The 13,849-nt window shown below is 59.9% G+C and carries 10 protein-coding genes; 3 read left to right on the top strand and 7 right to left on the bottom strand.

Annotated elements, in window-relative coordinates; translation table 11 throughout:
- Positions 1 to 16: 16 nt before the first annotated feature.
- Genes GQ39_RS19375 through GQ39_RS19365 form a run of 3 tightly spaced genes read left to right on the top strand, consistent with a single transcriptional unit; the run spans position 17 to position 1,636 of the window.
- Positions 17 to 688 (top strand): class I SAM-dependent methyltransferase, encoded by a 672-nt coding sequence (locus GQ39_RS19375; RefSeq protein WP_047539046.1) that lies wholly within the window; start codon positions 17 to 19, stop codon positions 686 to 688.
- A 4-nt stretch (positions 689 to 692) separates the two neighbouring features.
- Entirely contained in the window at positions 693 to 1,406 is a 714-nt protein-coding gene (locus GQ39_RS19370) for a lipopolysaccharide kinase InaA family protein (RefSeq protein WP_047532647.1), read from the top strand.
- A 2-nt stretch (positions 1,407 to 1,408) separates the two neighbouring features.
- Positions 1,409 to 1,636, top strand: a complete 228-nt coding sequence (locus GQ39_RS19365; RefSeq protein WP_047532645.1) for a hypothetical protein — start codon at positions 1,409 to 1,411, stop codon at positions 1,634 to 1,636.
- 95 nt (positions 1,637 to 1,731) lie between these two features.
- Here GQ39_RS19365 and GQ39_RS19360 read toward each other — a convergent pair whose 3' ends face one another.
- The 7 genes from GQ39_RS19360 to GQ39_RS19330 form a co-directional block, all read right to left on the bottom strand.
- A complete protein-coding gene (locus tag GQ39_RS19360) occupies positions 1,732 to 4,758 on the bottom strand; it encodes a multidrug efflux RND transporter permease subunit (protein WP_047532643.1) in 3,027 nt (1,008 codons plus the stop codon).
- Positions 4,759 to 4,771: 13 nt separating this feature from the next.
- The gene (locus GQ39_RS19355) at positions 4,772 to 5,920 is read right to left on the bottom strand and encodes an efflux RND transporter periplasmic adaptor subunit (protein ID WP_047532641.1); all 1,149 of its coding nucleotides are present in this window, start codon (positions 5,918 to 5,920) and stop codon (positions 4,772 to 4,774) included.
- A gap of 206 nt (positions 5,921 to 6,126) precedes the next feature.
- A complete protein-coding gene (locus GQ39_RS19350) occupies positions 6,127 to 7,224 on the bottom strand; it encodes a DUF1513 domain-containing protein (protein ID WP_047532639.1) in 1,098 nt (365 codons plus the stop codon).
- 14 nt (positions 7,225 to 7,238) lie between these two features.
- Positions 7,239 to 8,303 (bottom strand): imelysin family protein, encoded by a 1,065-nt coding sequence (locus tag GQ39_RS19345; RefSeq protein ID WP_047532637.1) that lies wholly within the window; start codon positions 8,301 to 8,303, stop codon positions 7,239 to 7,241.
- Positions 8,304 to 8,330: 27 nt separating this feature from the next.
- Positions 8,331 to 9,758, bottom strand: a complete 1,428-nt coding sequence (locus GQ39_RS19340) for a di-heme oxidoreductase family protein (protein ID WP_047532634.1) — start codon at positions 9,756 to 9,758, stop codon at positions 8,331 to 8,333.
- 192 nt (positions 9,759 to 9,950) lie between these two features.
- Positions 9,951 to 11,285, bottom strand: coding sequence for an imelysin family protein (locus tag GQ39_RS19335; protein ID WP_047532632.1), 1,335 nt, complete (start codon positions 11,283 to 11,285; stop codon positions 9,951 to 9,953).
- Positions 11,286 to 11,452: 167 nt separating this feature from the next.
- Positions 11,453 to 13,504: a putative bifunctional diguanylate cyclase/phosphodiesterase gene (locus GQ39_RS19330; protein ID WP_047532630.1), complete on the bottom strand. Its 2,052-nt coding sequence runs from the start codon at positions 13,502 to 13,504 to the stop codon at positions 11,453 to 11,455.
- Between the last annotated feature and the right edge of the window lie 345 nt (positions 13,505 to 13,849).

Below are 13,849 nucleotides of genomic sequence, written 5' to 3'. Positions count from 1 at the left end.
TCAGGAGACTTTGATGATGGCAGATGGCCCGATCAAACTGGATTTTTCCGAAAAGTACGACGACCAACACGCCCAACGGTACCTGCGCAAGCACAAGGACGGACTTGGCCGCCGGCTGTCCCACTGGCGGGATGAACAATTGGCGCGTAAAGCACTGGCGCTGGTTGGTGAGCCGGGGCTGGTCCTTGATTTACCGTGCGGCGCGGGGCGTTTCTGGCCGTTGCTGGCAGAAAAGCCCAATCGCGTGATCATCGGCGCCGATAACTCCGAGTCCATGTTGAAGATTGCGACGCAGGCGCAACCGGCCGATGTGGTGAAGCGGGTGCAAACCCTGCATACATCTGCATTCGACATCGCTTTGCCTGATAACGCCGTCGACAGCATTTTCTGCATGCGGTTGCTCCATCACATCGGTGAAGCCGAGCATCGACTGACCATCTTGCGTGAATTCGAACGCGTCACCCGTGACAGTGTGATTCTTTCATTGTGGGTGGACGGCAATTTCAAAGCCTGGAAACGCAAGCGCGCGGAGAAAAGCCGCGGGCAGGAAGGTTACCAAAACCGATTTGTATTACCGTCAGCTACAGTAGAAAAAGAATTTGAACAGGCGGGTTTCCGCATTCAGGAACAACTGGACTTTTTACCGCTCTATGCGATGTGGCGGGTCTACGTATTACGCAAGAGGTAATTGAATGGCAGTGCAATGTGCAGCAGAAACGGAAGTCGCTCCCCAGGACCGCTTCGACTATTTCTGGAACCAGCGTGGTGAATGGGTAGAAGAACCCAACGTCCGTCGCGGTGGTGAAAGCGGTGTGCAACGGGTCGTGGGCAGCGATGGTCAGTTGCTGTACGTCAAACGGCAGACCGGGCATATCCATCGCACTTGGTTGCACCCTTTTGGTCGGCCGACAGTGTTGCGCGAGCGCGATGCGCTCATCGGTGTTCGTGAACTCGGCGTTCGTGTTCCTGAAATCATTTTCTGCGGCGCACAGCGCGATCCTGTGCACAAATGGCGCGCGCTGCTGGTTACCAAATCACTGGACGGTTTTGAAGAAATCGAACAATGGTACGCAGGCGGTGGCCGTGAGCGTTACGGCGAGGCGGTGCATGATCGCGTGCTCAAGGATCTGGCCGAGAACCTGGCCCGTATGCACAAAGGCCGCTGGCAGCACAGCTGTATCTATATCAAGCATGTGTTCGTACGCGTGACAGGCGAGGGGGATGCAGCCAAGGTCGAGGTCGCCCTCATTGACCTGGAGAAATGCCGCCAACGCCTCAGCGCCCAGCGCGCGGCGATCCATGACATGAAGCAGTTGCGCCGCCATTCGTCGTTCAACGCGACGGACTGGAGCAAACTCGTCTACTTTTACAACACGGCGTTTGGCAGCGCTATCAAAGGTTTATAGCAATGAAACTCGAAGTCGCGCGAGGTTTGTTTCTGGCAGGGGCCTTGGCGGTTGCTTCACTGGCGGTGGCGGCCTGGGAGGAGCCCCGCACGCAAGTTCTCAGTTCAGCGCACGGTGACGCGCACTGCCCATTGCCACGGGTCGCCAAGGCGTCCGTAGCAACCCAGCCCGATCATGATTTGTTGTTGTTTATGTTCGGGCTCACTCAAGGATTGAAACCGCAAAGTTGAACAGAATGAAGCCCAAATAAAAGGCCTCGCTAATGCGAGGCCTTTTTTTGTGCCTGATTGCTCAACGCTCACTGACACTGAGCGATCGGTATTATTCAAGGTTTGTCGGGTTTAGCCAGCAGTGTGTATACGCAGGGCAATACAAACAATGTGAACAGCGTCCCGATCGACATTCCCGTTGCGATGACGGTACCGATATCAAAGCGGCTAACGGCACCGGCCCCCGTGGCGATGATCAATGGCACCATGCCGAAGACCATGGCAGCGGTCGTCATCAACACCGGGCGCAGACGAATGGCTGCGGCTTCCTCTACGGCCTCGCGTGGCGTCAGGCCTTTTTCCTTGCGCAACTGGTTGGCGAACTCGACGATCAGGATCCCGTGCTTGCTGATCAGACCGATCAATGTCACCAGGCCGACCTGGGTGTAGATGTTCATGCTCGACCAGCCAAGGAACAGCGGAAGCAACGCGCCACAGATCGACAGCGGCACGGTGACCAGAATCACCAGCGGGTCGCGGAAGCTTTCGAACTGAGCGGCCAGCACCAGGAAAATGATGGCCAGTGCCAAGGCAAAGGTGACCCACAGCGCACTGCCTTCCTGCACGTATTGCCGCGATGCGCCGGCATAGTCGACGGCAAATCCCGCCGGGGCTTCTTCCCGGGCGATCTGGCGTACGGCATCGATGGCCTCGCCCATGCTGACCAGCGGCACCCCGGAAAGAATGGCCGAATTGAGTTGCTGGAACTGGTTCAATTGCCGAGGCCGCGCCCGGTCAGACACAGAGATCAGTGTCGACAGGGCCAGCAGCTCGCCCTTACTGTTCTTGACGTAGTAATGGTTCAGCCAGTCAGGGTTATCACGGAAGGGGCGTTCGACCTGGGCAATGACTTTGTAACTACGACCCTCGATGGTGAACCGGTTGATTTCCGCCTCACCCAGCAAGGTGGCCAGTGTGCCGCCGAGGTCCTGCATCGATACGCCCATCTGGGCCGCCTTGGCACGATCGATATCCACGACGACCTCCGGCTTGTCGAAGGCCAGGTCGACATCGACGAAAGCGAACTTGCCGGACTCCATCGCTCGCTTTTTCACCCGGTCCATCACTTGCAGCAGCAACTCGTAATCGCTGGCGGTGTTGATGACAAACTGGAAGGGCAGGCCCTCGCCAGTGCCTGGGAGGGACGGCAGGTTGAATCCGAAAACCTGCAGTCCGGCAATGCCCGCCAGTTTCGCCTGAACCTCGGGCAAAATTTGCATCTGGGTACGGCTACGCTCGTTCCATGGTTTGAGCAGGAAGCCGCCGACTCCCGATTGCACACCGTTGAAACCGTTGATCTGGAACGAAGAGTAGTACTCGGGAAACGCCTTGAAGATCGTGATGAACTCGTCGGTATAAGCGCTCAGGTAATCAAGGTTGGTCGGTTGCGGGGCGTTGGCCAGCATGAAAATGATGCCCTGGTCTTCATCCGGAGCCAGTTCCGATTTGGTGAACTTGATCAGCACCGGAATCAGGCACAGCACGATCACGGCGAACACCAGCACTACGGGGCGGGTGTTGAGCGTGCCATGCAGCATTTTTTGATAGCGGCGCTTCAGGCCTTCGAAAATCAGATCCAGACGATGGGCCAGGCCACTGGGGTTTTCGTCGTGGCGCAGCAGGAAGGCGCACATCATCGGTGACAGCGTCAGGGCGACGATGCCGGAAATGACCACCGCGCCGGCCAGGGTCAGGGCGAACTCCTTGAACAATGCTCCGGTGAGACCGGTCAGGAAGCCGATCGGCGCATACACCGCCGCCAGGGTAATGGTCATCGAGACCACCGGCATGGCGATCTCCCGGGCGCCCTCGATGGCCGCGTCGAGCGGCGTCTTGCCTTCCTCGATATGACGGTGAATGTTTTCCACCACAACGATGGCGTCGTCCACCACCAGGCCGATGGCCAATACCATGGCCAGCAAGGTCAGCAAGTTGATCGAGTACCCCATCATCTGCATGAAGAACATGACGCCGATCATCGACAGCGGGATGGTGACGACCGGGATCACCACGGTACGCAGCGCGCCGAGGAACAGGAACACGACCACGATCACGATGAGCACGGCTTCGAACAGGGTTTTGATCACCTCATTGATTGAGGCCTGAATGAACAGTGTGGCGTCGTAGGCAATTTCACCCTTGAGGTTGGGGGGCAGTTGGGCTTCCAGGTCCGGCATGATCTTGCGCACTTCCTTGATCACGTCGAGCGGGTTGGCGCCGGGTGTCGCCTTGATGCCGATGTACACCGAGGGCGTACCACCGAAAGAGCTGATGCTGTCGTAGTTTTCCGCGCCCATCTCGACCCGCGCCACATCCCGCAACAGCACACGGCTGTCGCCTTCGACCTTGAGCGGGATCGCGGCGAATGCCTCGGCGGATTTGAGTTCGGTGTTGGCGTTGATGCTGGTGACCACGTACTCGCCTTTCACTTCACCGGCGGCGGAGAGAAAGTTGTACTTGCGCACGGCTTCGGTCACGTCGCTGGCGCTCAGACCGTAACCGGCGAGCTTCAGCGGGTCCAGCCACAGGCGCATGGCGAATACCTGGTTGCCGAGTATCTCCGCTTCGGCCATGCCCGGCAGGGTCGCCAGCTTCGGCTGGATGACCCGCGACAGATAGTCGGTAATCTGCGGGTTGCTCAGCTCCTTGCTATAGAAACTGATGTACATCAAGGCCGAGGCGTCAGCCGCCTCCTTGCTCAGGACCGGGTCTTCGGCATCCTGGGGCAAGCGGTTCTTGACCTCATTGGCCTTGGCCAGCAGTTCGGTGAACAGGCGATCGCTGTTCGAGCCGATGCGCGCGTAAATCGAGACCACCGAGAAGTTCTGGCGACTGACCGACGTCATGTAGTCGATGCCCTCGGCGCTGGCCAGGCTCTGTTGCATCGGTTGGGTGATGTAGCCCTGGATTGTCTCGGCGTTAGCCCCTGGATAGGCCGTGGTGACGGTAATCAGGGCATTTTCCATTTGTGGGTACTGGCGCAGCGGCAGCTTGCTCCAGGCCTGAAAGCCCAGCAGTACGATCAACAGGCTGACCACGGTGGCGAGCACCGGGCGGCGGATGAACGGATCGGTAAAAGCCATGGGGGTTCCTTGATCAGTCAGCGCGCGGCTGACTGTTCTTCTCGGCTAGGGTCTTGTCGTCGCTGATAGCGATGTGCGCACCGTTGTCCAGTTTGATCTGGCCGGCCGTTACCACTTTTTCGCCGTTCTGCACGCCTTTGGTAATCATCACCAGCCCGTCGCGGCGCTCACCGGTTTCGATGAAACGCCGTTCGGCGATCAGGATCGGCTGGCCCTTGTCGTCTTTTTCCAGGCTGCCGTCTTCGGCCTTTTTCTCTGCCACGACATAAAGCGAATTGCCATAGAGCGTGTAGGTAATCGCACTTTCCGGTACGACGATGCGCGACTGCGGGTCAGGCAGCATCACCTGCAGACTGGCGAACATCCCGGGCAGCAACTTGCCGTTCGGGTTGGCCAGGGTCGCGCGGACTTGCATGTTGCGCGTGCTGTTCTCCAGTTTAGGGTTGATCGCACTGATCGTGCCGGGGAAGGTCTGGCCCGGGTAGGCCGCGACAATGACTTCAACCGGCTGGCCGATGGCGATTTTCGGCACGGACTGCTCGGGCACGAAAAAATCGACATACAGGCTGCTGAGGTCCTGCAAGGTGGCGATCATGGTGCCGCTGGCCAGATAGTCGCCGACGTCGACCTGACGAATGCCGATGGTTCCGCTGAACGGTGCCACGATGCTTTTCTTGCCGAGCGCAGCCTTGAGCTGATTGACCGACGCCTTGCTCTTTTTCAGGACTGCCGAGAGTCGATCGAACTCGCCTTTGGAAATGGCCTGGCTGCCCACCAGTTGGCTGCCGCGACCATAATCGAGTTGGGCCAGCCCGAGGTCAGCCTGGGCGGTTTCGAGCAGGGCGCTTTCCACCGCGCTGTCGAGTCGCAGCAGGGGTTGGCCGGCCTTGACCTTCTGCCCTGACTCGAACTGCAAATCGACGACAGTGCCGTCGGTCTCGAGGCTCAGGTCCACGCCCTGTAATGCCTTGAGTGTGCCGACGGTCGGCAGCCGGGCCTGCCATGGCTGTTCGGTGGCCGTGGCCACGGCGACACTGATCGGCGGTTTTGGCGCAGCAAAGCCTTGGATCATCGTGTAGATGGAGAAGGCTTTGTAACCGGCCAGGGCCAGCACGACCAACAGAACAACACCCAACATGATCAGCATGCGGCGACGCAGCATATTTCCAGTTCCTTGGAGAAAATCAGGTGAGACAGTGGCGCACATTACCGCGAGTGGGAGCGTGAATCCAACTGCCACTTTTTCCAGGCGAGCGCAAAACCGGTGGGAGTCGAGCTTGCTCGCGATAGCGGTGCGTCAGTCACTGCAATGGGGAATGCGCAGCCGCCATTGCGAACATGCTCGGCTCCTGCAAAGGCAGGGCGTGTTCAAATCAGATGCAGATGGTTGTCCCAGAGCCCGGCAGGCAGATCCAGCGGTTTTGCAACCAGGTCTGTCTGGCGGCAATCGTAGTACCGGCATCGACCCTGGCCCGAGGTCACGACAAAACCATCGGCCACCGCACCGACCCCTGCGCAATCGGGCAGAGGTGCGTCCAGGCGCACTTCGCCGCTGTCCAGGTCCCAGATGAAAAAGCGGTTGCCCCTTGGCGCAGTCAAGGCCACCAGCCGCAAATCACTGTGCACCGCAACGCTGGCGGTGTAATGCCCCATGGCCTGCAGTTGATGCTCAGGCACCGGGAACGCCACGAACGGCTGGCCCGGACGCTTGATCGCCAGCAGCTCCGAGGACTCGTGGGCAGGCCCCATGAATTGCTGGCCGGCAACGATGGTGCCGTCGCTGGCAATCCCCAGGTGACGCACACTGTTCATTGGCTGGGCCAGGGTTTCCTTGCTCAGCAGGGTGCCGTCGCGTTGCATCAGGACCAGGCTGGGCTCCATGGCGTCGAGGTTCATGTCGACGCGACTTTCGGCCTCGGTACGAATTCCGCCGTTGGCCACCACCAGGGTTTCACCGTCGGGCATCCACGACACCTGATGCGGGCCCAGGCCATGGGTGGATATCTCGCCGGTATGCACCAGCCGCTCGCCTTCGAACTGATACACACCGAGCAAACCGCGACCGGGATCGGTCGTGTCGTTTTCGGTGGCGTAGAGCCAGTCGCCACTCTTGTGAATCACGGCGTGACCGTAGAAGTGCCGGTTCGGCTGCGATGCCACCGTTTGCAGCAGCGTGCCATCACGCAAGTCGATCAGGTAGCTCTCGGTGCCCGGACGCCGGGCGACGAACAGCGCCATCGGCAGCGTCGGGTGATTGATGATGTCGTGGCAGCGCTGGCCAACCTGGGTGGCAAACACCCGGGTGCCATCGAGCCGATAACCGACGGCGTAGTGCTTGCCATCGGTATCGTCCCGTGCCGACAGCAGCAGCGGGCTTTTGTCCTTTTGCTTGAACAGCGTCCAGCCGCCCAGTGTCACTGCTCCCAGCAGCAAACTACCCAAAGTCAGAGCCTGACGTCGCAGCATGGCACTCACCCTCATCAGTCACCGTCGTTGGCGTTGAAGCCCAGTTGGATGCCCAGCGCCTTGGCCAGCTCGCCTTCGTGCAGGCGGTGGACGGTGTTGAGGCTGTCATAGAGATCGTTGAGTTGCTGGCGACCGGTATCGTCAGCGAGCATTTCGGTCAGCGAACGCTGGGTGCTGGCGAACAGTTTCAGCGACGCGGCGTAGGCAGCGTCGATCTTGTCGGCCAACGGCTTTTGCTCGCCCGGCAGCAGGCTACGCAGACCTTTGTTATCGACACCTTCCCAAACGGTCTTGGCGGCGGCAAGGCTGGCTTCGAGGCCGGTCAGGGAAGACTGGCTACGCCATGCATCCGCCTGGAAGGGTTGCGGAACGCCTTTGCTCTGGCGGCCCATCGGCGTGCCGAGCTTTTTCTTCAAGGTGTCGATGGCGGTGACTTGTACTCGCAGCAGGTCGGCAATGGCTTCGTGGGAGTCTGCATAGCGCTGGTTCGGGAATTTGCTCATCTGCGCGAGCATGCCGTCGGTGTTGTTCCAGCTCTTGAGAATTTCTTCGGCCAGTTGCTTCTGACGCTCGCCAATCGCGATCAGCAGCGGGCAGTACCTGGCTTTCTGTGCCGGGTCGGCCACGTCCGGTTTGCTGTCGAACAGAATGTATTCGTAGGCCGACAAACCTTGCACCACGACGCTGGACTTGGCCAGGTCGGCGGCGTCGATCTGTGGCTGTGCAGTGACCAGTTGCTCGACCTGACGGCCGACCAGGTTTTTCTTGTCCGGCCAGAATTGCACTTGCCACGAACGGTTGCCCTCGGCCAAAGGGCCGATCAACAGCGGTTGCAGTTCGGCCCAGGCTTTTTGTGCGTGCAGGAAGTCGGCGCGGGCGGTGTCCAGGGACTCCTTGCCTTCGCAGTAGGCGAGGGCGCTGACGGCCAGTTGCCGGTCCGCTTCGACCCAGCGGGTATAGGTCGGCAGGATCACCGATTTGGCGATGGCTGCCGAGGTGACGGCCTGCGGGTCCTGTGGCGAACAAGCGCCGAGGGCTAGCGCGGCAAGGCTGGTGAACAACAATTTGGGACGGAACATGTCGGGCTCCCGCTGGAAGAATGCGTATTAAAGAGAATTCAGAAACGCCAGCAACGCCGCGCGCTGCTCGGCATTGAACGTCAAAACCTGTTGCTGCGCCGCCTTGGCTTCGCCGCCATGCCAGAGCACGGCTTCAAGCAGATTGCGGGCACGGCCGTCGTGCAGGAACTGGGTGTGGCCACTGACCGCTTGCGTCAGGCCGATGCCCCATAACGGCGGCGTGCGCCAGTCGCGGCCACCGGCCTGGAACTCACTGCGGTTGTCGGCCAGGCCGTCGCCCATGTCATGCAGCAAAAGATCGCTGTAGGGGCGAATCACCTGATTGGCCAGCTCAGGTTCTGCGGCGTTTGCGGCGGTGGTGTATTTCGGTGTGTGGCACGACTGGCAACCGGCCTGGAAAAACAGGTTCTTGCCCGCCAGCACTTCTGGCGCGCTGACATCGCGGCGGGCCGGTACGGCAAGGTTGCGGGTGTAGAACAGCACCAGGCGCAGGATGTTGTCGCTGACTTCCGGCTCGCCATCGGGGCCATTGCCACTGGGCGCCTGTTTGCAGGCCGTTTGCGTGTCGGTGCAGTCATCAAAGGGCCTAAGGCTGGTCGTGAGGCCCATGTCCCCGGAAAACGCGTGAACGTTCTGCTGGTTGAGATTCGGCTGCCCGGCCTTCCAGCCGAACCGCCCGAGGACGGTTTTCTGTTGCGCGTCATCCCATACCCGGTTCGGGCGTCCGGCGATGCCCTTGTTGTCCCTGGCCTGAGCGGCGGCGTTGGCCAGGATGGCGTCTTCGGGAATCGCTTCCAGCAAGCCCAGGCCAATCATCGGCGGCGCGACGCGGGCCGAGAATCGGGTGTCAGGGTGCATTGGGCCGTAACCCAGTTGAGTGATGCTCAGGCTCGGTTTTCGCAACTCGATTTCGGTACCGTCCTTGAAGCGAACCGGCACTGGCGTGTAATCGACACGCACCTTGCCTTCCGGGGTAACGCCGGGAACGGCCATGTCCTGGAACTGCCCGCCATAGACCGGTTCCGGCACGACACCCTGCTGTTCGATGACTTTGGCGTAGGCCGGGGCATCGGGAATCGACAGGCGTACCAGCATCGACACGGCATTCGGCGCCTCGGGCCCCGGCGGGTGGCCGCGGCCGTCCTTGATGTGGCAACCCTGGCAGGCATTGGTGTTGAACAACGGGCCAAGGCCATCGCGGGCGGTGGTGGTGGACGGGGCAATCACCCAGGGGCTGCGGAAGAAACTGTTGCCGACACTGAAGTCCACGCGCCGCGAGGGTGGCAGGTTGGCGGAGGGCAAGGAGAAGGCGTTCTGATCGGTCTTGCGTACGGTTGCGCTGCCCCCCGAGCGGGCTTCACCGGGTTCGGCCTTGGTAAAACGCGGGGCGTCATCGCAGGCACTCAGGCCCAGGGCCAGAAACAGTGCGAACAAGCGAAGAGGCAACGGGGGCATCAGACATCCTGCGAGACGAGCAAAACAAGGGCGCAAAGTCTAACAGGGGATGGGAATTTGAATAAGAGGAATTATCGTTTACTTGATTTGGAGCAGAAATTATCCGGTAAACACAATCCCCTGTCGCAGTGGTGGTCTGGCGGGCATGAAAAAGGCGACCCGCAGGTCGCCTTCCTGTGCAGCCAGCGTTGATCAGAACTCGTGATCAGCGTTGTCCGGGTTCAGGTCGTTGATACCCAGTTTGCCAGCGGCGGTCTCGATCGAACCGGTCTGTTTGACCAGGGATGCAATGGCGTCACGGACGATCTGGTTGCCTGCGGTGTTGCCGGCTGCGATCAACTGGTCGTAGTGCTCGCCCTTGTTGGCGTGATCAACCATGATCTGGATCTTGGCTTCGGTCGCGGCCAGGTCGGCTTTCAGCGCGGCGTCGGCGGCCGGGTCGGCCTTGGCCACCAGGGACGACAGGCTGGCACCGGTCATTTTGCTGCCGTCGGCGCGGGTGTACTCGCCCAGGTACACGTTACGAATACCTTTGGCATCGTAGAAGTGCGAGTTGTGGGTGTTGTCGCTGAAGCAGTCCTGCTCGTCTTCAGGGGAGTTGGCTTCCAGGGAAACCTTCATGCGCTCGCCCGCCAGTTCGCCCAGGGACAGGCTGCCCATGCCGAACAGCATTTTGCGCAGGCCGGTTTCAGCCGGTTCCGCTTCCAGGGTGGCGCGGTAGTTGTCGGCCACGTTCGGCTTCCAGTTACCGACCATTTCTTCCAGGTCGCTGACCAGCAGTTGGGTCACGGCTTTCAGGTAAGCGCGACGACGATCGTTGTGGCCGCCAGTGGCGCCGGCACCTTCCAGGTAGTCCGAGGCAGGACGATTGCCGGCGCCAGGGCCGGTACCGTTCAGATCCTGGCCCCAGAGCAGGAATTCGATGGCGTGGTAGCCAGTGGCGACGTTCGCCTCGGAACCGCCCAGCTCGTTCAGGCTGGCGAGTTTTTCCGGGGTGATGTCTTTCACGTCGACCTTGTCTTCACCGATCTGAACTTCAGCGTTGGCGATGATGTTGGCGGTGGCGCCAGGGTTACCCAGTGCGTGCTCGTAGGATTTGTCGACGTAGTCGATCAGGCCTTCGTCCAGTGGCCAGGCGTTCACCTGACCTTCCCAGTCGTCGATGATGGTATTGCCGAAGCGGAACACTTCGCTCTGCAGATAAGGAACGCGGGCAGCGACCCAGGCGGCCTTGGCCGCTTTCAGGGTGTCGGCGTTCGGCTTGGCGAGGAAGGCGTCGATGGCGGTTTGCAGGGTTTTCGCGGTGGATTCGGCATCGCTGTAAACAGCGAAAACCATGTCGGCGTAGTGCGCGACAACGGCTTTGGCGGCGGCTTCATCGACTTTGCCGGCAGCAGTCGGGGCAGCGGCAGTGCTGGCGGTCGGCGCAGGGGCGGCCGTCTTTTCCTTGTCTTTGCCCTCACCGCAACCGGCGAGGGAAATTGCGATGGCCAACAGACTGGCGGTAGCCAGAGGCATACGAATCATGGCGAACATCCTGCTTCGAAAGGGAGGTGGTATGGCGCGGCGGGCGCGCAAAACTGCGACATAATGCAAATCTTTCGCATTATGTGTAAAGACTGTTCTTGAAAATATTTCTTATTCGCACAAGGGCGCAATCCACCCTGCAGGAGCGAGGCGCGACGGATACCCGATCACAAAATAGCGGCGTTGCTGCGCTGGGCTTGCTTCAAGTAAGCGCCCAACTCGCGCGCCGGCAGTGGCTTGCTGTAGAAGTAGCCCTGACCTTCGTGGCAGCCTTCGGAGATGATGTACGTTTCCTGTTCGGCAGTTTCCACGCCTTCGGCGATCACCTGCATGCCCAGGCTCTTGCCCAATTGGATGATGGCGCGAACGATGGTTGCATCGTCGTCGTCATCGAGCAGGTCCTGAACGAAGCTCTTGTCGATCTTGATCTTGTCCAGAGGCAGGCTTTTCAGGTAGCTCAGCGATGAATAACCGGTTCCGAAGTCATCGATGGCAATCAGCGCGCCGGAACGACGCAGGCTGAGCAGGTGCTGGGCGGCGGTGCTGATGTCTTCCATCAGGCCGGTTTCGGTGACTTCCAGTTCCAGACTGCGCGGTGGCAGGCGGTACATCTGCAGCAGGTTGTTGACCACCCGCGGCAGCTCGGCGTGGTGCAATTGCACCGTGGACAGGTTCACCGCCATGCGTAAGTCGCTGAAGCCCTGGTCATGCCACTCGCGCAGCTGCTTGCAGGCCTGATCCAGCACCCACTCGCCGATGGCGATGATGGTGCCGTTCTGCTCGGCCAGTGGGATGAACAAGTCTGGCGGAACCAGTCCGTGCTCGGGATGTTGCCAGCGGATCAACGCCTCGACGCCCACCACGCGATGATCGCGGTAGCTGATTTGCGGTTGATAGACGAGGTAGAACTGGTCGCGGACCAAGGCGTCGCGCAGGTCTTTCTCCAGTTCGCGACGGCGACGCATTTCAGTGTCGACGCTGGCGATATAGAACTGATAGCGGTTACGCGATCGAGTCTTGGCCAGGGTCATGGTCTGCTCGGCTTTTTGCAGCAGCTTCTCGGTACTGTCTCCGTCCTCCGGGAACAGGGTGATACCGATAGTGGCCCGCAGGCGAATTTCCTGATGATCGAGGGCAAACGTCGCTTCCAGGTCATCGAGAATGCTTTGCGCCAGTTCAGCGGCTTCGTAGGGTTGTTCGATATCGGCCTGAACCAGGGCGAACTGGTCACCACCCAGACGGGCCAGGGCGCCCAGGCGACCACTGTGCCCGCGCAGGCGATCGGCCAGGGCCAGCAGCAACTGGTCGCCGGTCTGGTAGCTGAACTGCTCGTTGATACCCTTGAAGTCATCGAGACCGACGCAAAGCACGGCGACCCGGCGCTGCAATTTACCGGCGTCGACGAGGATCTTGTCCAGCTGTGTTTGCAATTGCTGGCGATTCGGCAGGCCAGTGAGGAAATCATATTGAGCCATGCGCAGCAGGCTGTTTTCCGCTTCGTGGCGCAGATGGGTGTTGCGCTCGATGGACTCCAGCAACTGGTTGGCGGTGTTGATCCAGATACCCAGCTCGTTTTTCTCGTGGCCCTTGAGTTGAGGAATCTTGTGTTCGCTGGGACGGTCCGGATTGATTTCGGTCAGGTGCTCGATAATCCGCGACAGGGGTTTGGTCAGCAGCCAGTGATAAACCAGGTAGAGCACCAATCCCATCGCCAGGGCGCGCAACACACCCGAAATGAAAATGATCACCGAACTGACGATAAAGCCTTGCCCATAGGTGGCGGTGTCGAGGGTGATGCTCAGGTCGCCGTAATACTCGCTGTAAGGGCCGCGACCCACCAGTTGGGTGGTGAAGGTGCGTTCCTTGCCCAGGATCAGATCAGTCAGCCAACGACTTTTGGAATGCTGCAACTCACGGGATTTTTGCGCGAGCATGGCTTCATTGGGATGACCAATGGAGGCTTGGCGCACAGCGTCGTCCTGAAACAGGCCTTCGATGACCTGCATGCCCATTTCCCGGTCCAGGCTGTAGACGGCCTGGGTCGAAGGGTCGCGGAACATATCGAGGATGCGTTCGGCATCATTGGCGACGGCCTGGCGTGTTTTATAGGCATCGAAAACGATCTGTGCGCAGCTCAAGACTACGCCGACGACCAATGCCGACAGGAGCACGACCCGGAGCAACTTCACCGACAAGCTGTTCTTGAGTTCCAGCTTCAAAGGGCTATTCCTTGTTCCGTGCGGGTAGCATCAAGTTGCCATGAGTATTGGCAATCCCGTGATCGCAGTCAAAGGGACAATCATCTGTAGGGGCTTTTTCCTGCAGTTTGGCCAATAGGTTGTTGACTGGATTAATTGTGCGATTAGTACTGTGTCGGTTGTCGAGTCCTTCAACTTGAGGGGATGTATAGATATTTTCCTTCTTAATTGATGTTAGCCGGCTGTAGCGTGGGGGCAAGAGGCTGAAGGAGGGTTCGTCGAGGGGACAGGGTCTGGTTTGATTGGATTGCGCGATGCGTCTGCAGGCGTCAGGTTTGCCCGCGAAGGCGGCCAGCCAGCTGACGA

Source organism: Pseudomonas sp. 11/12A (assembly GCF_000800055.1).
GTDB classification, from domain to species: Bacteria; Pseudomonadota; Gammaproteobacteria; order Pseudomonadales; family Pseudomonadaceae; genus Aquipseudomonas; species Aquipseudomonas mohnii.
This window is presented reverse-complemented; position numbering and strand designations above follow the sequence as displayed.